The organism is Streptomyces sp. Q2 (assembly GCF_056820935.1).
Window position 1 is genome coordinate 133,822 of record NZ_JBXEJE010000025.1, and the last position, 21,194, is coordinate 155,015.

Here is a 21,194-nt window from a genome sequence, read left to right on the forward strand (position 1 = left end):
TCAGTGAACCTCGTCCACCAGCACATCCAGCGCCCAAGCCGTCGCCCCCGTCCCCGCCTTCGCCTTCGAGGGCGCTTCCGCCTCCACCTCGTACCCGAGGTCCCGAAGCACCGTCACCAGCTCCGCAGGATCCTTGGGTGCGATCCCGGCCGACAGCAGACTCCGGACGATCCGCCCCTTCGTCGCCTTGTTGAAGTGGCTGACGACCTTCCGGGTCGGCGCGTGGAGCACCCGTACCGTCGCCGTCCGCCCGGCGACCTCGCCCTTCGGCTTCCACGCGGCCGCGTACGCCGAGGACCGCAGGTCCAGCACCAGCCCGGCCCCGGCCACCTCCGGAAGCGCCGACGCCATGGCCGTACGCCAGTGCGCGCCCAGCGCCCCGAGTCCGGGCAGCTTCACGCCCATCGAGCACCGGTAGGAGGGGATGCGGTCGGTCACCCGAACCGCGCCCCACAGCCCGGAGAAGACGAGCAGCGACCGGGCGGCGCGCCTCTTCGCGGCGGCGTCCAGGGACGCCAGGCCGAGGGCGTCGTACAGCACACCCGTGTAGATCTCCCCGGCGGGCCGTGCCCCCGCCGTCCGCAGCTCCGCGTTCTTCGCGACCTCGCCCCGCAGCCCCTCGCTCAGCCCGAGCACGTCTCGCGCCTTGTCCTCGTCGCCGACGCACAGCTCGACCAGCTCGTCCAGTACGGCCTCACGCGCGGCGGTGAGCCCCGGCAACGACAGCGACTCCAACTTCAGCGGGGCACCGCGGCCGGAGGAGGCCTTGCCTTCGGAGGGCGGCAGCAGGACAAGCACGGGATCGATCTCCTTCGGTTGAGCTCCGCAACAGCGTACGGCGTGCCCCTGAGCCGCCCCCGCCCTACGCTCGCTGTATGCCCCGCCGCCACATCCGCGTGTCCGGCGCCCCCGAAGCCCCCCTCCGGGCCGCCCTCAACGCGCTGCGCAACGAACTCGGCGTACCCGAGAGCTTCCCGCCCGAGGTGCTGGCCGAGGCCGAGCGGTCCGCGAAGGCCCCCGCCCTCCCCTCGTACGACGCCACGGACCTCCCCCTGTTCACCATCGACCCGCCCGCCTCCACCGACCTGGACCAGTCGATGCACCTGTCCCGGCACGGCACCGGCTACCGCGTCCGGTACGCCATCGCCGACGTCGCCGCGTTCGTCGTGCCCGGCAGGGCCGTGGACACGGAGGCCCACCGCCGGGTGACCACGCTCTACTTCCCCGACGGGCGGGTCCCCCTGCACCCGCCCGTGCTCAGCGAGGGCGCCGCCAGCCTCCTCCCGGACCAGGTCCGCCCGGCCGTGCTGTGGACGATCGACCTCGACGCGGACGGCCGTACGCTCGCCGTCGACGTCCGCCGGGCCCTCGTCCGCAGCGGCGCCAAGCTCGACTACGCGGCCGTCCAGAAGCGGATCGACTCGGGCACCGCCGAAGAACCGCTCGCGCTCCTCAAGGAGATCGGCGAGCGGCGCGAGGCCCTGGAGGCCGAACGCGGCGGCATCTCACTCAACGTGCCCGAGCAGGAGATCGTGGACCGGGCCGGGGACCACACGTACGAGCTGACGTACCGCGCCCCGCTCCCCTCCGACGGCTGGAACGCCCAGATCTCCCTGCTCACCGGAATGGCGGCGGCGGACCTGATGATCGCGACCGGCACAGGCATTCTCCGCACCCTCCCCGCCGCCCCCGACGGCGCCGTCGGCCGCCTCCGGCGCACCGCGCACGCCCTGCGCATCGACTGGCCGCACCACGTCTCGTACGCCCAACTGGTCCGCTCCCTGGACCCACACCGCCCGCACCACGCGGCCTTCCTCCAGGAGTGCACGACCCTCCTGCGCGGCGCCGGCTACATCCCCTTCCGGGACGGCGCGCTGCCGGACATCACCACGCACGCCGCCGTAGCGGCCCCCTACGCCCACTGCACGGCCCCGCTCCGCCGCCTCGTCGACCGCTACGCGTCCGAGATCTGCCTGGCGGCCGCCGCCGGTGACGCCCCGCCCGACTGGGTACTCACCGCGCTCGACTCCCTCCGCAAGGAGATGGCCGACGGCACCCGCCGCGCGGGGGCCGCCGAGCGCGGCTGCCTCGACATCGTCGAGGCGGCACTGCTCAAGGGCCGGGTGGGGGAGGTGTTCGACGGGTGGGTGGTGGACGTGGAGGAACGGCAACCGACCGTCGGAACGGTGCAGTTGGAGTCACCGGCGATCATCGGCCGCATCGAAGGGGGCGGAACCCCGCTGCCGCTGGGGGAGCGGTTGCGGGTACGGCTCACGCAGGCCGATCCGGCACCGGGCGCCCCGTCGAAAGTGCTGTTCGCGCCTGCTTGATCGCGCGTACGAGACCGTCGGCGTCCTCGGCGTGGAAGCGGACGAGACGGACGTCCCGGCGGCGACCGAGGAACGTCAAGTGCGGTACGGGCTCGGCGAGTACGAGCGTGACGGAGGTCTGCGCGCCCACGGCGAGGTCGAGTTCACCGTCGGTGGGCTGGTGGGTGGCCCGCAGCTCACGGCGTACGTCCGCGATCTTCTCCAGCGGTATGCGCAGATCCACGTGCACGGCCCGGCGTATCCGCAGCGATCCGGCGTCCAGCACATGCGGCCGGACCACGTTGGCCGCGTGCAGCCCGACGACGAAGAGGATGGTGTACAGGTCCAGGGCGAGCCACGCCCGATGCACGACCGGATAGTCGCGCAGCAGCACGGACATCGTCAGCGTCTCGACCACGCACACGAAGACGAAGCCGAACGTCATAGCGCCCTGCCCCCGCGCGTACCCGAAAACCCGCCCGCCGTCGGCGGTGCCGTGGGTCCTCCGGGCCGCCCACAACACAAGACTCACGAGCATCCCCAGCTCATGTCGGACGAGCACCCGCATGGTCCTCATCGGTCCCTGCCCTCGGTCAGGATCCGCAGCGTCCGGCGGATCACCTCGGCCTGGGCGGGAGCGAAGTCCGCGTAAAGGGCCCGAAGGAAGCTGTCGTCGTGATCGATGCCGGCCTCCGGCAGCAGCTCGGCGGGCAGGCAGTCGACGAGGGCACGGGCGGCCTCGTCCACGCGCGGGTCGTCCGGGTCGGCGTCGGCGAGCGCGTCGAGCAAGGCGTAGGCGCCAAGGGCCCGCTCCACCCCACCAGGGGTGGTGAAGGTGCTGCCCAACAGGCCGATCAGCTGCTCCCGGGCCTCCGGTGTCGCCGACGTGTCGATGAGAGCGAGGATCTCGCGGTCCTTGGCCGCCATGGGCGAGTCGGAGACGTGCCCCACCTCGCTGAACAGCGCCGCGAGCTCCGGCGAGATCGGCCCCTCGGCAGGCAGCGAACCCTGCTCGATGAGCCCGCGCAGCCGGGCACGCTGCTCCCGGATCGCCGCCTCCTGCCGGGCGAGATCCTCGTCGAGCTCGGTGAGAACCTCGACGAGATCCTTCCCGGCATCCTCGACAAGCACGTCCCGCACCTCCGCGAGCCCCAGCCCAAGCTCGGTGAGCCGCCGAATCCGGGCGAGCACGACGGCATGCCGCAGCGTGTAGTCCCGATAGCCGTTGCCGAGCCGCTCAGGCTCCGGCAACAGGCCGAGGTGGTGGTAGTGCCGCACGGCCCGGGTCGTGACCCCGACCGCGGCGGCGAGTTCTCCGATCCGCATGGACCCAGTACAAACGCTGACGCTGCGGCAGGGTCAAGGACGCGGTCCGGCGCCTTCTCATACAGGTGATCTTCCGCAGTTCCGTTCCGGGGAGTGCCTGAACCGCCATTGCATGGAAGCCATGCCACTGGATCCGATCACACGGAAGCTCCTGCTGGACTGGTTCGTCGACCTGGACACCCCCGAGGGCCTTCGAGCGGAACTCATCGAGGGTGAGCTCGTCGTGACCCTTGTGCCGGACGGGCACCACGAGCACTGCATCAGCCGGACCGCGCGCCAGGTGTATCGGCGGTCCCCAGCCGACATGGAGTTCTCGGCGAACAAGGGTTTGCTGCTGCCGAGCGCGGACGGCTTCCCGAACGACCACGTGATCCCGGACGGCACCTTTGCCTCGAAGGAACTGCAGCTGTACCGAGGAGCCGATGCCTGGATGCCTGGTGAAGGGGTCGCCTTGGTGCTGGAGGTGACGTCCGCGAAACCGCAGACCGACCGCGAGACCAAACGCCGCTGCTACGCCCGCGGCGGCATCCCCCTCTACCTGCTGGTCGACCGCGAGGCCTCGTGGACCACGCTGTTCAGCGACCCGGCGTCGGGCGACTACCGGGAGATCCGCGCCGCCGCATTCGGCAAGCCGCTCACCCTCCCGGACCCCTTCGCCTTCGACCTGGACACGGCGGACTTTCTCTGAGCCCTCCGGCGTTCCACCCACGAGGACGACGGCCAGGGGGCGACGCATGGAGCAGGCACGGTGGACCAGAGCACACCTCGGCCGATGCGGCCCCCCACTCGACCTGCTCACCGCCCGCTTCGACCGCCACACCTACGCCGCGCACACGCACGAGCAGTTCAGCATCGGCATCTGCCTCGACGGCTCCGAGGTCATCGACTACCGGGGCGACCACCTCCGCCCCGGCCCGGGCTCCATCGTCGTACTGGCCCCCGGAGAAATGCACACGGGCCGCCCCGCCGCCTCCGACGGCTACGCCTACCGAGCCCTGTACCCCGACCCTTCCCTCCTCACCGAAGGCACGCTCGGCGCCGGCCTCCCGCACTTCCGCGAGCCCGTCCTCGACGACCCCGAACTCGCCACCGCCCTCCGCCGCGCCCACACCGAACTCAGCGCCTGCCCCGACCCGCTGGAGACGGAGTCCCGCCTCCCCTGGCTCCTCACGGCGCTGGCCCGCCGCCACTCCACGGCCCGCGCGGCGAGCGACACGGTCCCCGGCGCCACCCACATCGCCCACGCCGTACGGGACCGCCTGGCCGACGACCTCCTGGAGCCCCCGTCCCTCGCCGAACTCGCCACCGCTTTGGGCCTGTCCCGCTACCAACTCCTGCGAGCCTTCCGTACGACGATGGGGATACCCCCGTACGCCTGGCTGGCGCAGCACCGGGTGCACCGGGCCCGCGGACTACTGGAGTCCGGACTGAAGCCGGCCGAGGTCGCCGGCTTGGTGGGCTTCGCCGACCAGGCGCACCTGACCCGCTGGTTTCGGCGGGTCCTCGGGGTCACCCCGGCGGCGTACCGCAACAGCGTTCAAGACGGCCGCCGCTGACGTGGCGAACATGGCCGCATGACTGCACGCGGCTGGTTTCTGTTCTCCCTGATGGGAGTGGTCTGGGGCATCCCCTACCTGCTGATCAAGGTGGCGGTGGACGCCCCACTGTCCCCGTCGATGGTGGTGTTCACCCGCTGCGCGCTGGGCGCGGCGATGCTCCTGCCCTTCGCCATACGCCAGGGCGGCCTGCCCGCCACCGTACGAACCCACTGGCGCCCGATGCTGGCCTTCGCGTGCATCGAGATCATCGGCCCCTGGTGGACCCTGACCGACGCCGAACGCCACCTGTCCAGCTCCACGGCGGGCCTGCTGATCGCCGGCGTCCCGATCGTGGGAGTGGCGTTGGCCCGCTTCTTCGGCGACACGGAGAGGCTGGGGGCAAGGCGCGTCGTCGGGCTCGGCCTGGGCCTGGCCGGCGTCGGAGTCCTCACGGTCCCGCACCTCACAGGCGGCGACGCCCGCTCCCTCGCAGAGGTCCTGGTGACGGTGGTCGGCTACGCAACGGCCCCCCTGATCGCCGCGCGCTACCTGAAGGACGTCCCGACCCTGCAGCTCATCGCCCCCTGCCTGCTGCTGGCGACGTTGGTCTATGCCCCCGCGGCAGTGCTGACCCGGCCGTCGGCGATGCCCTCGACCTCCGTCCTGGCCGCGCTGGCAGCCCTGGGCGCCGTCTGTACGGCGGTCGCCTTCGTGGCCTTCCTGGAGCTGATCAAGGAGGTCGGCCCGACGAGGGCGACGGTGTTCACGTACGTCAACCCGGCGGTGGCGGTGGCAGCGGGCGCGATCTTCCTGTCCGAGCCACTGACGGCGGGCATCGTGGCGGCGTTCACGCTGATCCTGGCGGGCTCGGTACTGGCGACAGCCTCCGGTCCGGGGGCCGCCACCCGCCCGGTAACATGGTCCACACGGCAGACGAGCCGGGCGGACGGCCGCGTGAAGTCCCTCAGGGGCCTTCCCGAGGAACGTCCGGGCTCCACAGGGCAGGGTGATGGCTAACGGCCACCCGGGGTGACCCGCGGGACAGTGCCACAGAAAACAAACCGCCCAGCGCTCAGGCGCTGGGTAAGGGTGAAACGGTGGTGTAAGAGACCACCAGTGCCCAGGGCGACCTGGGCAGCTAGGTAAACCCCACCCGGAGCAAGGTCAAAAGGAGCGCGGTAAAACGCACTCTGCGCGGACGTTCGAGGGCTGCCCGCCCGAGTCCGCGGGTAGACCGCACGAGGCCGGCGGCAACGCCGGCCCTAGATGGATGGCCGTCTCCCCGGCCGCCGCGAGGCGACCGGGCGACAGAACCCGGCGTACAGCCCGACTCGTCTGCCACCATCGGTCTGGGGCCACGGCACAGGTTCTCGGCGAAGCCCTGCGAGGATTAAGTCCGTCCGGCGTTGGTCAGAGCTCGCCGGCGATGACGCCCCTTCGGAAGGCAGCCCACTCCGAGGCGGTGAAGCGGAGGGGTTCGCGGCCGGGGTTCTTGGAGTCGCGGACGGCCCTTGCGCCGGAGGGGAGTTCTGCGACCTCGACGCAGTCGTGTTCCGCGCCGCTGGCGGAGGCCTTCCGCCATATCGCCTCGGTGAGGTCATACGCGTACAGCTCAGCCTTGGGGTCGTTCACTTCCGGTGGCCTTCTTCCAGCTCGGCGATTCTCGCGAGCGAGTCCTCCACGGGAAGCGCCGTCGCGCGGATGCGTTCGAAGGCCTTGGCGAAGGGTGTCGCTTCGTCGCCCTCAACGTATGTCGCGCCGCTGAGGTTTTCCAAGAGCACTACGGAAGGCATGGGTTGGGGAAAGCTGGTCAGGGTGAAACCGCCGACCACGCCTGGGTGCGAGGTGGAGTCCAGGGGCATCAATTGCACGGTGACGTTCGGCATCTCCGAAGCGTCGAGCAGTCGCCGGAGCTGCTCACGCGTGATCGCGGGGCGTACGGCGAAGCGCTGGTGCAGTGCTGCCTCGTGGACGATGGCCCACAGCTCCGGAGCCGTGCCCGGACGGGAGAGTACGGACTGTCGGGCCATCCGTACCTCTGTCAGGGCGGCCACTTCTTCCGGTGTGCGTGACGTCGTCACGCCGGCGATCGTCTCGCGTGCGTAGGCGGCTGTCTGCAGCAGGCCGGGTACGACCAGCGGGGACCACGAGTAGATCGCCTCGGCGTCCGATTCGAGGGAGATGTAGTCGGCGTAGGTTGGCGAGACGATCGCGCTGTACGTCTGCCACCAGCCCTTCTTTCCGGCGTCCCGAGCGAGGGCGGCCAGGGCATCCCTTACCTGGGCATCTTCCACTCCGTAGACCTTCAGCAGGGCCTCCACGTCTGCCGGCCTGATCGACTGGGTTGCGCCCTCGATCTTCGAGAGCTTCGGGGCCCTCCAGCTCATGGCTCCGGCAGCGGCATCGAGCGTCATACCGGCGGCACTGCGAAGGCGCCGCAGGCTCGCGCCCAGTCGGCGGCGTCGAACGGTCGGTACGAGTGGTGAGTTGGGCATGTGGGGAGTCTGGCAATGCTTTCGCCTGGATCGCACACCGTAGCGATGACTTCACTCCTTCGGGTTGGAATTTTTCTACCTAGGGGAGAAAGTCGCACGTAGGGCTGAAGCTGGGGCAGTCCCGTCAACCGACCAGGAGGCCAAGCGACATGCACCCCACTCCGCCCCTCATCCCTCACCCAGCGCTCCTCAGCACCACCGCACCCGCATCACACCTCAGGCCACCCACCCCCGGCTTCTACCTCCGCCCTCGCCCCCACGGCTTCGCCGCTCACGTTTGCGCCTCTCATCAGAGCCTCTGTGCTGTACGGCAGTTGGCCCGCGCCGAGCTGTTGGCTCAGGGCGTCGAGGACGATGCCGTCGACTCCGCGCAACTCGTCCTCTCAGAACTTGTCGGCAACTCGGTGCGTTCCTACGGCGATTACGTACCGCTCGTGGTCGAGGTGTACGTGACGGGGTACGGCGTCGCGGTGAACGTCCACGACCCAGACCCGGGCGCGCTGCCGATGCGCCGGACTACGCCGCTCGACAGTGCGGAGGCCGAAGCCGGGCGTGGGCTGGGCCTCGTCGACCTGCTCGCGCCGGGATGGCAGGTGCGGAGGTCGGCGATTGGGAAGCAGGTGCGGTGCCGGGTGCCCGCCGAGCCTGCGTGGGACTGAGGGGCATTTCCGTGCTCGGGCCGTACGAGGGCGGCGTCCGGAAGTGCACCGCCTCTTATGGAGGCGACATCGACACCGGACGAACGTCACGGGCAGAGGGGCGGCCACGCAACCCCTGCGCTGCACCGCCCGATGCCCACCGCATGACCACTCTCGCGTACGCCGAACTACACGAGTTCCGGCACCTCGGCCCGCGACGCCGGATAAATGAGCGACCGCAGCTTCTCGCGGGTCTCCGCGTCCGTCGAGTAGAGGATCGTCCCGACCATTCCGCGCGTCAGCAGCACCTTGTATGTGTTGCGGATGAGGCGGTCGACGTCGTCGTCCGGCGTGGCCTTCGTGAAAGACGGGTCCTTCGATGCCGAGCGGTCCACGACCCAGCGGTCCGTCCGCCAGACCAGGTCCGGGCCGATGATCACGCCGGACCAGTCGTACTCGAAGCCCTGCGCCGTGTAGACGCAGCCGACCTGGCCGAAGCCGGCCGGGTCGGTGGCCCAGAGGGGGGCGGGTGGTGCGCCGAGGGCGGAGCGGTCGCCGTAGAGGTTCCAGGGGCGGGACCATTGGCCGATCACGACGTCTTGGGGGAGGGTCGTCATGTCGGGCGTGATCTTCGTGGTCCATTTCCAGCAGTAGCCGGCCGACATGCGGGCGCCGTAGCCCTCCTCCCGGCGCGCGAGGAGGAAGTCCTCCAGTTCCTGCGGGGTTTCGGCGGTGAGTAGTTGCAGTTTGCCGTCGGGCTCCCACTGGCTGGGGGTGCCGCCGTCCAGGCCGAGCAGGTCGATGACCCACTTCTCGTACGCGTCGCTGCCGCCGCACCGGAACTGGCCGTCCAGTTCCACCACCGTGCAGTCGAGGTTCTGCTCGGCGGCGGCCCGTTCGATCTCCTGTCGGGTCCCCATCTCGCCGGGGCGCACGACCTGGTGCTGGTCGAGCAGGAACACGGGGACCCGGGCCGCGTCGATCAGTTCCGCCACCTGGGGTCGTCCAGTGCGGAGCGCCGCCTTGGTGTAGCGGTTCGCGGAGGTCTTCCGAAGTCGGTGGGCCTCGTCGCAGATCAGGACGTCGAGGTCGTTGGGCTCGGCGTCCATGAAGCTGTTGAAGTACATGAACAACTGCTGCACTTCACGTTTCTTGTGCCCCGCGACCCTGCGCATCGTCTTGGTGAACGACGCCGACCCGGTCGCGTGCAGCGCGGGTACTCCGCGGCGGTACAGCTCGCCCAGAACCGACAGCGCGATCACGCTCTTGCCGGAGCCGGGACCGCCGGTCACCACGATCACCTGCTTGTGGTTGCCGCGCTTGGCCTTGCGGACAGCGGACATCACCTTCTCGTACGCGACCTTCTGCTCGGCGATGAGCACGAACTGTTCGCGGTCGCGGATCTCGGCTGCCGCGACGGACATCAGCTGCTTCGACGGCCGTACCTTGGCGTCGAGCAGTACGTCGGCCACGTGCGCGCCGGGCTTCGCGGCGAGCCGCGAGCGCAGGAAGTCGAGGAAGGCGCCGCGTTGTTCCCCGGTGTACATCCGGCCGTACTGGTTCTCCTCGACGTTCCTCAGCCCCGCGATCTGGAACTCGGTCGCGTTGTGCAGGAACGCCACGCCGGCCAGCGAGTTGGGCATCCGCTCCAACGCCCCGTTGAACGACAGCAGGTACTCGCAGTAGCCCCGTACCTGCTCGATCGGGTTGAGGACGGGCTGCGCGTACGCGTCGATGCGGCACAGCAGCGGCTCGTCCTCCTCCGGGTAGGCAGCGCTCCACTGCTTGAGTTCCACGACGACGTACGACAGCTCGCCTGTGGTCGGGTGCACGCCGGCGAGTACGGCGTCCGCGCGCTTGCTGGTCAGGGGCAGGCTGTACTCGACGAGGACCTCCACGTCGTCGAGCCCGGCCTCGATCAGCGCGTTGACGAGCGCGGGGAGGCTGCGTTCCCAGGACCGTATCTCCGCCTGTGCGGGGCTTCGGCCGTGCTGGTGACGGAAGTTCTCGGTCAGATGCAGCGCCAGCGACCCTTCGAGGAGGCGGGCGGCCACGGACGCCGCGGACTCACGGAACAGCAAGAAAAAGCCCCCATGCAGCACGAAGAAGACTCGTGCGGGTGGGGGCATGTCCTGCGGAGTCCGCCAAGTAGGCGGATCAGGAAGCCCGTCGGGCCGCTGAGATGGTGCTCGCCATCCTAGGTGAGCGAGTCGATCACGGGGAGGGGGCGGGGGAGGCTTCGGTCAGGTGACGCGGGGACGACGGCGCGACCGTCATAGGTGTTCCATGGGAACCGCGTCATAGAGATCGTGCTGGACAAGGGCGTCGACCCGACGCAGATCAACGCAGATCGATGTAGATAGATGCAGACGGACGAAGAAGCCGACCTCATCACCGGCGGGCTTGATGAGCAACATGCATTCACGGAACGGGGCGCGGTAGTCCTGCTTACTTCCAGTCGTACAGGGACACCTGGCGCCCGCCCGTGAGATACCCCCGCAGAGCCTCGGCGGTGCTCTCAACGAACTCCCCGGGCATGGCATCAGCGTCGACCCAGCGGACCTGGGCGTGCTTGTGCGGTTCACGGTTCTCCGGATCACCAGTCCATTCGTGGGTGGCGAAGACGACGGTGAGGAAGCCGTTGGGGGATTCGACGCCCCAGGCGCCGTGGATGATGTGGGCGACCTCCAGGGACTCCGGCTTCACGGTCAGGCCGGTTTCCTCGTACAGCTCGCGTACGGCCGTTTCAGTGATGGACTCGCCGGGGTCGCTTTTGCCGACAGGGAGGTCCCACATGCCCTGTGCGAACTTGGCGTTCTGGCCGCGCTGGAGGAGGACGACTCGGTTGGTGGTCTTGTCGTGGACGATGACGGCAGCGACCAGCAGGGTCATTGATCCGAGGGCGGGTGGCAGGGCTTTGGGCTGGTTGTCGGGCTGCGGCTGAGTCACGTTGCGTCCCTCCGTCGGCCGGTTACGCATCCACTCCAAGAACGGCGACGCCATCCTCGTATCCGCCGAGGACTACGACGCCTGGCAGGAGACCATCTAACTCCTGCTATCGCCAGCCAAACGTCCGCAGTCTCATGAAAGCTGTCGCACGCGACCGTGCGGGCCAGACGGGGACGACCAAGACCCTTGACGAGCTCGAAGAGCCGCTCGGTGAGGAGTGAGGGACGTTCACTTCCGTTCGATGACATCGGCAAGCCCGAGGCCAAGATCCTTGAAGCCCGCTATCACTACACCAACCAGAGGGAATAGGGCGCCGTCCCGTGCGCGGCATGAGCGTCGCCGTTTAGCACGGCTCCGAAGCCGATCGTCCTCGTGCCGCCCGACGATGTGCCGACCTGCTGGAAGCGGACGGTCCGGTTGGAGCGCACGCAACACGCGACGGTGGCGGTCGGTCTAGCCGCCCACGGCCCATCGCACTCCCGCAACCACGCTCAACAGCAGAGCCGGAAGTATCCACCACCACGGCATGGCCCTCCGCACCGAAGGCACCAGCCACAGCGCCGCCGCGGCCCCGGCGGCCGCGATGGTGACGACGCACGACAGCACGATGCCGGCGTACGCGTCGTCGTCCCAGGTGCCGGACGGCGTGATGGTCAGCGCCGTCCAGCAGAAGTACGCGGCGATGAGGGTGAGCAGGGTGAGGGGGACAGCGAGGACCACACGGAGGCAGCCGCGGTCGTCGTCCACGTGGGAGGGGCTGGTCATCAGCGCAGTGCGTTCCTTGCCTTGTCCAGGTCGTTGGCGAACCCACGCCCGTAGGCCTGGGCGTCGTCGGTCTCCCAGTACGGCCCGCCGTTGTAACGCGCGGCGAGTTCCTGGTACTGGGCCGGTGTCATCTCCTCGGCCGGCACGTCGGCGAACTCGCTCTCCGCCTTGAGCTGGGCCAGGTACTCCGAGGCGATGAACATGTTCTGCGCGGGGTCCTGCAGGGCTGTTTCCACCGTGCCGCGCTGCTGGTCGGTGAGGTGCTCGGGGTCGTAACCGAGAACCTCGGCGCCACGTCGCACCTGGATGGCGATGGGACCCATGGACGTGTTGTCGGGGTCACCGCCGAGTCGCCACGGCAGGCTCTCAGGAGCGATCGGGCTCAGGGGAGAGTCCGCCTGTTCGCGGATGGTGTCCGTCATGTCGTCCAGGATGCCGGGCTGGCCGCCGATCTCCTGCCACGCGATACCGGCCACCATGTCCGGCGGCAGCCCCGAATTCCGTGCCGCGGCCTTGATGATCTCCTTGTTCGCCGCTATCCAGTCGGCCCGGTCCTGTGCGTTGGACGGTGGACTCCAGTAACTGTCCTGCGCGCCGGGGAGGTTGGCGACCTGGAGGCGGATGTCCCGCAGCGTCGGGGAGACGATGTCGTCGCCGGCGAGGGGGTAGTAGTCCTGCTTGGGGCCGCTGCCGGGCAGCCGCGTCAGCGGGTTCGTGCTCGCCTCGGCCGCCTCTCGCCGCAACTCCGCGATCGCCGAGACGACGTCGACACGTTGGATGAAACCCATCCGGAAGTCCGGCAGCAGGTCGTAGGCCTGCTTGAGCTCGTGCACGCAGATCTCCCGCGCCTCGTGCTCCGTGATCTTCGCCAGGTGGAAGTCCCCACCGGCGGCGTCGTGCAGCCGGTTCGCGTCGTCGCGGATGTCGTCGACATCCATGGTCAGCTCGGCGAAGAAGTCCATGACACCTGTGGTGTCCCGCATGTCCTCCCACTGGCGCATCGGCTCCGCCTCCTGCGCCTCACGGGTGATCGCCGTGCCCTTGGTGTGGATCAGTTCCGCGAGGGTCTGCTCGTTCGCCTTGCCGTTGGAGTAGTGGGCCTTGGCGACCTCCAGCGCGAACGCGTAGCTGCGCAGAGCGCCGGCGGCCTTGTCGTAGCCTTCCGCGAGCTCCGCCATCAGCTTGCGCCCCTCGGCGAGCCGGGCCTCGTAGTGCTGACTGCCCTCGCTCTTCCACCGCGTGTGCTTCTCGGCCCGCTCGGCGGAAGGGTCGACCGCCACGAGCATGTCGTGCAGGCGCTTGAACTCGTCCGCGTTCCGCTCGACGAGGGGCGGGTTGCAGTCCTCCAGGAACTCGACGTCCTTGCGGTGACTGATGCCGCTGCTCATCGCGCCTCCGGGGCGACGTACTGGCCGTACTCCAGGACGTTGTCCAGGAAGCCTCGGGCCGTGTCGTCGTCGATCTTCACGAAGTCGCTGCCGGTCGTCCTGAGGCGAGTGGACAGCGCCGCGAACAGGGCGACCACGTCCAGGTACTGGTCACCGGCGAATCCCGCGAACCGCGCCACCTGCTTGGCCACGTCCGCGGGCGCCCGGGGTTCGCGGGCCATGGTGGTCAGTTCGGCATCGGGCCGGCCCTCATGGAGAAAGCCCGCGATCTCGATCAGCAGATTCGCGTTGCCATTGATCGACTCGGCCTTGGCGACCAGGGAGCCGGTAGCCGGGGCGACGGCCCCGCCGCCGCTGTCTGCCGGCAGCTGATCGATCTGCATGCCGGTCTGCTGACGCGCCAGGGCGTCGGCCTTCAACTGGGCCCACTCCTCTTCGAAAGACAACCTGTTCCCCCTCCAAGTCCGTCACCTCGAACAGCCAATCGATCATGCCACTGGAGGGGTGCGTACCGAAACCTCGCCGCTCCGTGTGGGGGCTGGTTCACACACCGTCTTGGCCAGTCGCGCACAACCCGAGCCGCCCACGGGGGCGTTGGAGCGTTGACGACCCGGTGACGGGCTATTCGCCCAGCTCGGTACCGGGACGCGGGATCCCGTGACTCGGTCGTGCGCGACGTTCTTCAAAGCCCTTGGGGAAATTACCGACCCCACCGAACCCGCCTGCGTGGTCTCCGAGTTGGGGCGCCACTCGTTCGAGTGATGGGACCGTCAGCGGGTCGCGCGGGTGGGGTACGGTCGCCGCACACAACCGCAAACAGAGAACGGCCCCCGGCAGGACGGCAATCCCGGCGAGGGCCTGACCAACCAGGAAGAGTAGAGCTTCCCGATGGCTGATCCGCAGTCTAACGCGGCCGTGCCCGCGTACCCGTCGCCCGAGCACTCGCCGCCCGCGCCCCCGGAACTCCCGCCGGACGCGCCTCGCGCCGGAGTCCTCCACGTACGTCACCGCCACACTGAGCGCTACACGGTCGTAGGCAACCACCTCGCCCAGCACCCCCGCCTCTCCGCCACGGCGATCGGCATCGGCGTCCACATCCAGTCCCTGCCGGATGGCGCCTCGGTCACCATCAAGGCGCTGACCCTGCGCTTCCCGGAGGGCGAGGTGACGATCGGCAGGGCGCTGCGCGAACTGGAGGCGGCCGGGTACCTCGTCCGCCGCCGGGTGCCGCTCGGGGGTGGCCGTATCGCCACGCGTACGTTCTTTCTCGATCATCCGGGGGTGGTCGTACGAGCCTCTGTGCGGGGCAGCGGGTTGGGGGCTGTCGCCGAGCCTGTCCCGTCCCCCGCCGCCGGGGATGAGGCCGGGCCTCGTCCTGCTCCGGCGACGGTGGCTGTTCGGGGTCTTGCGCAGGGCTCGCGGCCTGACTCACCGACGGCTTCTGTACGTACGAGGAGTGCTGGACCCGAACCCGTGACGGTGCCCGACGGACCGGCGGCCGACCTGCTCGCGCGTCTGCGTCTCGCCGACGCCCGGCTGTTGTTGTCCGAACGGGACGTTCAGCGGCTCGCGCCCGCTGTCGAGTCCTGGCTAGCGCGTTCCGCGACGCCGGACCAGATCACTCGCACGCTCACCGCGGGCCTCCCGCCCGAGGCCGACCTCATCCGCAATCCGGCCCGGTTCCTCGAATACCGCCTGACTGCCCTTCTACCACCGCCGTTGCCGCCGGGACCTGCCCGTACGGCGACGGTGACGTCTCCATCGCAACCGGTACCGCTGGTCACCTGCGACGGCTGTGAACGCGCCTTCCGCTCGCAGGATCCGCGCGCGCTCTGCCGTGATTGCAGCGAACGCCGTGGCCGCCACAAGGCCGAACTGGTCCACTCGGCCGCCTGACCGTACCCACGGTGAGCACTTGTGCGGGTGAACTTTCGAGCTTCGGAGGTGTGGTGAGCGTGTGCTTCCTAGCTGTTGCGGGGCAGAAGGTTGCTGACGCTGCCGTGAGGTTTCAGGTCGTGGGGTCCCAGAGTCCTTCGACCTTGCCGCGGGCGAGGTGGTCGGCGTAGACGCCGACCTTCCAGGTGATGACGGACCGGCACTCCTCCAGTGCCTGGATCTGTGCGTCGACGCGCCGCCGGTGGGCTTCGAGAAGCTGCAGGCGTTCCGCCTCGTTTCCCGGACCGTGCCGCACCAGCTCGGCGAACTGCTTGAGGTCGGCCAGCGGCATCCCGGATTCCCGTAGCTTGACGCAGATCAGCAGCCAGTCGACGTCGAGCGCGCTGTACCGTCGTCGGCCTCCGGAGGTTCGCTGGACCGGTCCGACGAGCAGTCCCTCGCGCTCGTAGAAGCGCAGCGCGTGGACGCTGAGTCCGGTCTGCTCGGCCACGTCGCCGATGCTCAGTGGTGTTGCAGGAGTCTCGGTGCTAGCCATGCGTCGCAGTCTAGGACTTGATCTAGACCTCGCTCTAGATCGTAGCTTCGATGGCATGACCAGCATTGATCAGCAGCCGCTCGGCTCGCCCTTCTCCCCCACCAGCACTGCCCAGGACGTCACCGCGGGCCTCGATCTGTCCGGCACGAACGCCGTGGTGACCGGGGGCTACTCCGGGCTCGGCCTGGAAACCACTCGTACCCTCGCGGCCGCCGGAGCCCGCGTCATCGTTCCGGCGCGCCGGCCTGACATCGCGCGGGCCGCACTCGCGAATGTGAAGGGCTGCGAGGTCATCCCCATGGACCTGACCGACCTCGCCAGCGTGCGGGCCGCCGCCGCACACATCCGCGACTCCCTGGCCAGGCTCGACCTGCTCATGGCCGTCGCCGGAGTCATGGCCACTCCCGAACGGCGCGTGGGACCCGGCTGGGAGGGCCAGCTCACCGCCAACCACTTCGGGCACTTCGCCCTCGCCTGCGAGCTCTACCCGCTCCTGGCCGCCGCCGACGGTGCACGCGTCGTGGTCAACAGCTCCGCCGGCCACACCCTGACCGACATCCGCTGGCACGACCCGCACTTCCGCACCGGCTACGACAAGTGGCTGGCCTACGGCCAGGCCAAGACCGCCAACGCCCTCTTCGCCGTACACCTCGACACGCTCGGGCGCGGCGACGGCGTCCGGGCCTTCTCACTTCATCCAGGCAAGATCATCACCGGGCTGCAGCGGGAAATGGCACTCCAAGAACAGATCGACCGCGGGTGGGTGAACGAGCACGGCAACGTGATCGCCACCGACTTCAAGACCCCCTCCCAGGGCGCCGCCACCGGCCTGTGGGCCGCCACCTCCCCTCTCCTCGCCGACTGCGGCGGCCTCTACCTGGAGGACTGCGACATCGCCGGCATCTCCGCCCCCGATGCGTCCATGGACGACGGCGGCGTCCGCGCCTACGCCATCGACCCCGATGCAGCCGCACGGCTGTGGGACCTGTCCATCGCCGCGACCGGCACCGCCCCGATCACCCGATGACGTCACCGCACCGCAACGCACCACTGACCATCGAAGGCCGACGTCGCCTCGTCGAACGCTGCCGCGCCCGCCCGATCGCGCACGTCGCCGCCGAGATGGGCATCTCTCGGGCGTGCGCCTCGAAGTGGGTCAACCGGTGGCGCCGTCATGGTGACCTCGGTCTGCTCGACCGTCCGTCGACCCCACGCCACATCCCGCATGCGACCCCGGCATGGGTCATCGAGAACGAATCCTGGCGACGCCAGAAGAAGTGGTCCGCGCAGCGGATCACCCACGAGCTGGCCGAGCTTGGCTACACGGTCAACCGCCGCACCGTCACACGGCATCTGACCCGGCTGGGACTCGGACGCCGCCGGTTCCTCGATCCGTGCGGAGCCAGCAACCGGACGCCAGTCAAGATCACCGCTCGCTGGCCCGGCCACATGGTGCACCTGGACGTGAAGAAGGTCGGACGGATTCCCCACGGTGGCGGCTGGCGTATCCACGGTCGCGACTCCAAACAGGCCAAGGCAGCAGGCCGCGCGAAGTCAGCGGGCGCGAAGCGTGGCTACGTATACCTCCACTCCGCCATCGACGGCTTCTCCCGGCTCGCCTACACCGAGCCGCTCGCTGACGAGAAGGGCGCCACGGCAGCCGCTTTTCTGGCCCGGGCGAAGGTCTGGTTCGCCGCCCACGGCATCAACCACCTCCAGCGCGTCGTCACCGACAACGGCGCCTGCTACCGCTCGCGCGACTTCGCCCGCATCATCGGCAACCGAACCCGGCACCAGAAGACCAAGCCCTACACGCCCCGCCACAACGGGAAGGTGGAACGCTACCAACGGATCATGGCCGAAGAGATCCTCTACGCCCGCGAGTTCACCAGCGAAGAAGACCGCGCCGCTGCCCTCAGCAACTGGAACATCCACTACAACTACCACCGCCCGCACAGCGGAACGGGCGGCCTGCCGCCCGCAGCACGCCTCAAGAACGGCGTCACCAACGTTCGGCCCTCCTACACCTAGCGTGGGCGTCGGTGGGTACGGGCGGTGGCGGTGAGCAGACGCGTGAGTGAACTGGGCAAGGGCCTGGCCTTGACGTCCACCTTGACGCCGTCCTCGTCCGAGACCGAGGGGCCGTGCGTCCGGCGGGAACGGTAGCCCTCCTGCACCTTGCGGAAGAGCAGGTCCAGGGACTCGTACAGGTACGTGCCCTGCCGGGACTTTCTCGTCGACCAGGTCGCGTTCGGCGATCAATTCGCCGAGGCGCCGAGGCCGTAGCCCTGCTGGTACTCGGGATAGTCGGCGGGCAGGATGCCCAGCTCGGGGCGGGCTTCCGCGTAGAGGAGGAACAGGATCCGGTAGAGGTAGCGGAGCGACTCGCGGGTCAACTGCTTGCCGAAGTCGGACAGTTCGCCGATGTCCTCGGGGCGTGCGCCCTGCTCGCGCAGTCGGGCCAGCACCTCCCGCGATCAGCTCGACGCTCAGCCGCAGTCCGTCACGCAGTTCGCTGGAGACACCCACCGCGTGCTTGGTGGACTTGCCGACGAGTTCCGCGAGGGGGTTCTCGCCGCCCTCCTCCGGCGTACGCAGCGAGTCCGCGCCGAACAGGGCGGCGATCGTGTCGAGTTCGCCGCCCGCCTTGGGTGTCGTTGCGTTGCAGGGCCGCGTCGAGGGAGACCGCGAGGTAGCGTCCCTCACCCCACACCATCCGGTCCGCGAGGACCACGACCCCGCCGACCAGCAGCAGCACGTAGCGGGGCGCGTCCTCGCAGGCGAAGAGGAACGAGGCGAGCTTGGAGCCCGTCGGTTCGGTGTTGCGGCCGTCCAGCGGCACCGGCTCCAGGAGACGGCCGGGGCCCTCCGGGTCGAGGGCGGCGTCCGGTTCGGCGGCCCAGCCGCAGTCGACCGCGACCAGGCCCTTCTCGGCGTGCGCCACCCGCACCTCGTACGGCTGGTCGGCGCGCGTGACCGTCATCGTGCGCGGCTTGGCGTCGTAGCCGAGTGCGCGCAGCACCTCCGCGTTCAGGGCGCGGACCCGCTCGCACCAGGCGGGGGAGTCGTACGTCGCCGAGTCGTCTTCGGTGTCCCGGGCGGACGCCGTGCCGTCCTCGTCCTCGGGGAGGGCGAAGGAGGAACGGGCCCGGAAGTAGGGGCGGCGCAGCTCACGCAGGCCCGCGCGAGGGGTGACGGGCAGGTGCCTGGGCCCAGGCGGCGAGGCCGTAGCCGAGTTCGGCGTCGGTGAGGGCGTGGACGGGCTTGTACTTTTCGGGGTCCCGGCGGAACAGGGCACAGCGGTAGGCGGCAGCCCTCGCAGCCTGGCGCGTGGCCCGCGGACCTTCGTAAGCCGTCACGCCGATCGGCACAGCGCCGTTACGCTGCGATGACCATGCAGGTGCTGGGACTGGAGGGGCGATGCAGGCCGGCGACGTCAAGTTGGGGAAGGTTTTCGCGAACGACCACCAGAGCGTGATCCCGATCTTCCAGAGGCCCTATGTCTGGGATCAGGAGGATAACTGGGAACCCCTCTGGAAAGACGTCCGTACGGCTGCGGAGGAAGTGGAAGCTGAGGCAGAGGCGCAGAGTGATGCCGGGCAGTCGAAGCCGCGCACCTATTTTCTGGGCGCTGTAGTCGTACAAGAGCGGTACCGGCCGCCCCGGCGCCTTGGTTCGTCCCACATCATCGACGGCCAGCAGCGCATGACCACACTGCAGGTTCTCTTCGCTGCGGCTCGGACTGTCGCCCACGGTATCGCTGCCGACAGCGTGGTCGGGCGTTTCACGAGTCTGTTGGAGAACCGCACGGAGACGGTTCATGAGGCCTTCCCGGACGACCGATACAAAGTCTGGCCGCTCCCTCAGGACCGGGCGGCATTCCTCTGGGCTGTGCGCCGCAGTGATGACGAAGGTATCGCTTCCGACCCAGATCACCGGCTGGTACGTGCCCGCATGTGGTTCGAGCAGGAGATCAGCGACTGGGCCAAGGCGAGTTCCAACCCCGCCCAGCGCCTCGACGATCTCTATTACACACTTCAAGAGCGCATGCAGCTCGTCGAGATCGTCCTGGACGCCGGTGACGACCCACAAGTGATCTTTGAGGCGCTCAACCACCGAGGTGTGCGCCTCGATGCCGCCGACCTTGTAAAGAACCTCCTTTTCCAGACAGTGGAGTCTCAGGGGCAGCACCAACATTCTGAAGAGCTGCTGATGAACGCCTGGCTGCCTCTGGACGCCCAGCCATGGCGTGGCCAGGTCACAACCGGACGCATCAAGCGGGCCCTGATTGACTTGCTCCTGGCTTATTGGCTGACCGTCCAAAGGCGTCAAGACGTTCTGGTGGAGCATCTCTTCGCCGACTTCAAGAAGTGGCTGCCGGAGAGCGGTCGACACGCTTCGGAGGTCATCCGGGACATCAGGCACTACGCCGACACGTATCAGCGGCTTCGGGACTTGCCGTTGACCGATCCCACCGGCCGATTGCTCGATCGCATGCAGACGATGACGACGACGCCGTGGCCGGTGCTGCTCTACCTGCACGCGACGGAGGACGTACCAAGCGACCAACGAGCCATCGCGGCCCGCGCTATCGACTCTTTTCTCATGCGGCGAGCTGTGTGTCTGATGACGACGAAGGACTATAATCGACTCTTTGTCCAGGTACTGGCCGACGTTCAACAGAGCGATCCCGCTCGGGCTGGTTACGCCGTAGTACGGAGCCTGTGGAATCAAACGGCGGACGCTCGGCTGTGGCCTGACGACCCGACTTTCTTTGCAGCCCTGATCTCGGATGATCTTTACCTTCGCTCCTATCGCGCGCGGTTGAAGGCTCTGTTGGTCGGGCTTGAGAACCATCTGCGGACGCCGAAGACTGAGCATGCGCCAGTACTGTCCAGTTCGGACCCTCGACTGAATATTGAACATGTCCTCCCGCAGAAGTGGGAGTCCCACTGGCCGCTTGCCGACGGTGACAGCGAGAAGAATCTGAAGAAACGGCATGAAGCAGTCCATCAGCTTGGGAATCTCACCCTCACTACGACGAAGCTCAACCCGGCGTTGAGTAACCGGGAATGGCCCCACAAGAAGGACAGTCTGCGCGCTCACAGTCTTCTGCGGCTGACAACCTCCTCGGTCCTCTCCGCACCTGAGGGGCTTAGCGAGAAGTGGAGCTCTGATGCTTGGGCCGCGCACTGGGACGAGGACCGGATTCAGCTGCGCACGCTGTGGCTTGCCCGCATCGCCCTTCTGGCGTGGCCGAAACTTAAGGCCGACACCGACTGACTCAGGGAGATGGCGTGCAGCAAGGCCCGAGAGTCCCACCGGCTAAATGTTTTCACCGAGTGGTCATCTTCC

At 68.7% G+C, this 21,194-nt stretch carries 22 protein-coding genes, 1 other RNA gene and 1 pseudogene; 10 read left to right on the forward strand and 14 right to left on the reverse strand.

The genetic code is table 11. The annotated features are described in order from the left end of the window. Positions 1-798: a peroxide stress protein YaaA gene (gene yaaA, locus ACWBNA_RS27465; RefSeq protein WP_482707196.1), complete on the reverse strand. Its 798-nt coding sequence runs from the start codon at positions 796-798 to the stop codon at positions 1-3. Positions 799-875: 77 nt separating this feature from the next. Here yaaA and ACWBNA_RS27470 point away from each other — a divergent pair, with 77 nt between their 5' ends. Further along, entirely contained in the window at positions 876-2,330 is a 1,455-nt protein-coding gene (locus tag ACWBNA_RS27470; RefSeq protein ID WP_482707197.1) for an RNB domain-containing ribonuclease, read from the forward strand. Here ACWBNA_RS27470 and ACWBNA_RS27475 read toward each other — a convergent pair. Both ACWBNA_RS27475 and ACWBNA_RS27480 read right to left on the reverse strand, forming a co-directional pair. After that, entirely contained in the window at positions 2,272-2,886 is a 615-nt protein-coding gene (locus tag ACWBNA_RS27475) for a hypothetical protein (RefSeq protein WP_482707198.1), read from the reverse strand. The two genes, ACWBNA_RS27470 and ACWBNA_RS27475, sit on opposite strands and share 59 nt — an antisense overlap. Next, positions 2,883-3,635, reverse strand: coding sequence for a MerR family transcriptional regulator (locus ACWBNA_RS27480; protein WP_482707199.1), 753 nt, complete (start codon positions 3,633-3,635; stop codon positions 2,883-2,885). The genes ACWBNA_RS27475 and ACWBNA_RS27480 overlap by 4 nt, the downstream gene beginning before the upstream one ends. Before the next feature lie 112 nt (positions 3,636-3,747). Here ACWBNA_RS27480 and ACWBNA_RS27485 point away from each other — a divergent pair, with 112 nt between their 5' ends. The 4 genes and pseudogenes from ACWBNA_RS27485 to rnpB all read left to right on the forward strand — a co-directional run bounded on the left by ACWBNA_RS27485 (position 3,748) and on the right by rnpB (position 6,511). Then, on the forward strand, positions 3,748-4,323 hold the full coding sequence (locus ACWBNA_RS27485; RefSeq protein WP_482707200.1) for a Uma2 family endonuclease: 576 nt from the start codon (positions 3,748-3,750) through the stop codon (positions 4,321-4,323). Positions 4,324-4,369: 46 nt separating this feature from the next. Beyond that, positions 4,370-5,191, forward strand: a complete 822-nt coding sequence (locus tag ACWBNA_RS27490) for an AraC family ligand binding domain-containing protein (RefSeq protein WP_482707201.1) — start codon at positions 4,370-4,372, stop codon at positions 5,189-5,191. A gap of 51 nt (positions 5,192-5,242) precedes the next feature. Next, a pseudogene (locus tag ACWBNA_RS27495) lies at positions 5,243-5,992 on the forward strand (DMT family transporter); the annotation flags it as partial. 115 nt (positions 5,993-6,107) lie between these two features. Further along, an RNA gene (gene rnpB / locus ACWBNA_RS27500) (RNase P RNA component class A) lies at positions 6,108-6,511 on the forward strand. Positions 6,512-6,583: 72 nt separating this feature from the next. Here rnpB and ACWBNA_RS27505 read toward each other — a convergent pair. Both ACWBNA_RS27505 and ACWBNA_RS27510 read right to left on the reverse strand, forming a co-directional pair. Beyond that, entirely contained in the window at positions 6,584-6,805 is a 222-nt protein-coding gene (locus ACWBNA_RS27505; protein WP_482707202.1) for a DUF397 domain-containing protein, read from the reverse strand. Then, positions 6,802-7,668: a helix-turn-helix domain-containing protein gene (locus ACWBNA_RS27510; RefSeq protein WP_482707203.1), complete on the reverse strand. Its 867-nt coding sequence runs from the start codon at positions 7,666-7,668 to the stop codon at positions 6,802-6,804. The genes ACWBNA_RS27505 and ACWBNA_RS27510 overlap by 4 nt, the downstream gene beginning before the upstream one ends. Before the next feature lie 149 nt (positions 7,669-7,817). On the opposite strand from ACWBNA_RS27510, the gene ACWBNA_RS27515 reads away from it, so the two are divergent. Continuing rightward, positions 7,818-8,327 carry an ATP-binding protein gene (locus tag ACWBNA_RS27515; RefSeq protein ID WP_482707204.1) on the forward strand — a complete coding sequence of 170 codons (510 nt, stop codon included), beginning with the start codon at positions 7,818-7,820 and terminating at the stop codon, positions 8,325-8,327. Between the two features lie 167 nt (positions 8,328-8,494). On the opposite strand, the gene ACWBNA_RS27520 is transcribed toward ACWBNA_RS27515, so the two are convergent. The 6 genes from ACWBNA_RS27520 to ACWBNA_RS27545 form a co-directional block, all read right to left on the reverse strand. Continuing rightward, positions 8,495-10,387, reverse strand: coding sequence for a DNA/RNA helicase domain-containing protein (locus tag ACWBNA_RS27520; protein ID WP_482707205.1), 1,893 nt, complete (start codon positions 10,385-10,387; stop codon positions 8,495-8,497). Positions 10,388-10,579: 192 nt separating this feature from the next. Then, on the reverse strand, positions 10,580-10,723 hold the full coding sequence (locus ACWBNA_RS27525; RefSeq protein ID WP_482707206.1) for a hypothetical protein: 144 nt from the start codon (positions 10,721-10,723) through the stop codon (positions 10,580-10,582). A 31-nt stretch (positions 10,724-10,754) separates the two neighbouring features. Next, positions 10,755-11,285 (reverse strand): NUDIX domain-containing protein, encoded by a 531-nt coding sequence (locus ACWBNA_RS27530; protein ID WP_482707232.1) that lies wholly within the window; start codon positions 11,283-11,285, stop codon positions 10,755-10,757. A gap of 423 nt (positions 11,286-11,708) precedes the next feature. Further along, complete coding sequence (locus tag ACWBNA_RS27535) at positions 11,709-12,020, reverse strand: hypothetical protein (protein WP_482707207.1); 312 nt, start codon at positions 12,018-12,020, stop codon at positions 11,709-11,711. Further along, the gene (locus ACWBNA_RS27540) at positions 12,020-13,408 is read right to left on the reverse strand and encodes a hypothetical protein (protein ID WP_482707208.1); all 1,389 of its coding nucleotides are present in this window, start codon (positions 13,406-13,408) and stop codon (positions 12,020-12,022) included. The genes ACWBNA_RS27535 and ACWBNA_RS27540 overlap by 1 nt, the downstream gene beginning before the upstream one ends. Continuing rightward, positions 13,405-13,854, reverse strand: coding sequence for a hypothetical protein (locus tag ACWBNA_RS27545; protein WP_383875286.1), 450 nt, complete (start codon positions 13,852-13,854; stop codon positions 13,405-13,407). The genes ACWBNA_RS27540 and ACWBNA_RS27545 overlap by 4 nt, the downstream gene beginning before the upstream one ends. A 442-nt stretch (positions 13,855-14,296) precedes the next feature. Between ACWBNA_RS27545 and ACWBNA_RS27550 the strand changes: the two genes are divergently transcribed. After that, positions 14,297-15,304, forward strand: coding sequence for a hypothetical protein (locus tag ACWBNA_RS27550; RefSeq protein ID WP_482707209.1), 1,008 nt, complete (start codon positions 14,297-14,299; stop codon positions 15,302-15,304). A gap of 112 nt (positions 15,305-15,416) precedes the next feature. Here the strand turns inward: ACWBNA_RS27550 and ACWBNA_RS27555 are convergent, their stop codons facing one another. Then, positions 15,417-15,839 carry a MerR family transcriptional regulator gene (locus ACWBNA_RS27555; RefSeq protein ID WP_482707210.1) on the reverse strand — a complete coding sequence of 141 codons (423 nt, stop codon included), beginning with the start codon at positions 15,837-15,839 and terminating at the stop codon, positions 15,417-15,419. Between the two features lie 55 nt (positions 15,840-15,894). On the opposite strand from ACWBNA_RS27555, the gene ACWBNA_RS27560 reads away from it, so the two are divergent. After that, positions 15,895-16,866 (forward strand): SDR family NAD(P)-dependent oxidoreductase, encoded by a 972-nt coding sequence (locus ACWBNA_RS27560; RefSeq protein WP_311125757.1) that lies wholly within the window; start codon positions 15,895-15,897, stop codon positions 16,864-16,866. Then, the gene (locus tag ACWBNA_RS27565; protein ID WP_482707211.1) at positions 16,863-17,870 is read left to right on the forward strand and encodes an IS481 family transposase; all 1,008 of its coding nucleotides are present in this window, start codon (positions 16,863-16,865) and stop codon (positions 17,868-17,870) included. Before ACWBNA_RS27560 ends, ACWBNA_RS27565 begins: the two co-directional genes overlap by 4 nt. 227 nt (positions 17,871-18,097) lie before the next feature. Here ACWBNA_RS27565 and ACWBNA_RS27570 read toward each other — a convergent pair whose 3' ends face one another. Beyond that, the gene (locus ACWBNA_RS27570; RefSeq protein WP_482707212.1) at positions 18,098-18,307 is read right to left on the reverse strand and encodes a hypothetical protein; all 210 of its coding nucleotides are present in this window, start codon (positions 18,305-18,307) and stop codon (positions 18,098-18,100) included. Positions 18,308-18,342: 35 nt separating this feature from the next. Further along, positions 18,343-19,137, reverse strand: a complete 795-nt coding sequence (locus ACWBNA_RS27575; protein WP_482707213.1) for a hypothetical protein — start codon at positions 19,135-19,137, stop codon at positions 18,343-18,345. Positions 19,138-19,259: 122 nt separating this feature from the next. Here ACWBNA_RS27575 and ACWBNA_RS27580 point away from each other — a divergent pair, with 122 nt between their 5' ends. Beyond that, entirely contained in the window at positions 19,260-21,122 is a 1,863-nt protein-coding gene (locus ACWBNA_RS27580) for a DUF262 domain-containing protein (RefSeq protein WP_482707214.1), read from the forward strand. Positions 21,123-21,194: the final 72 nt, after the last annotated feature.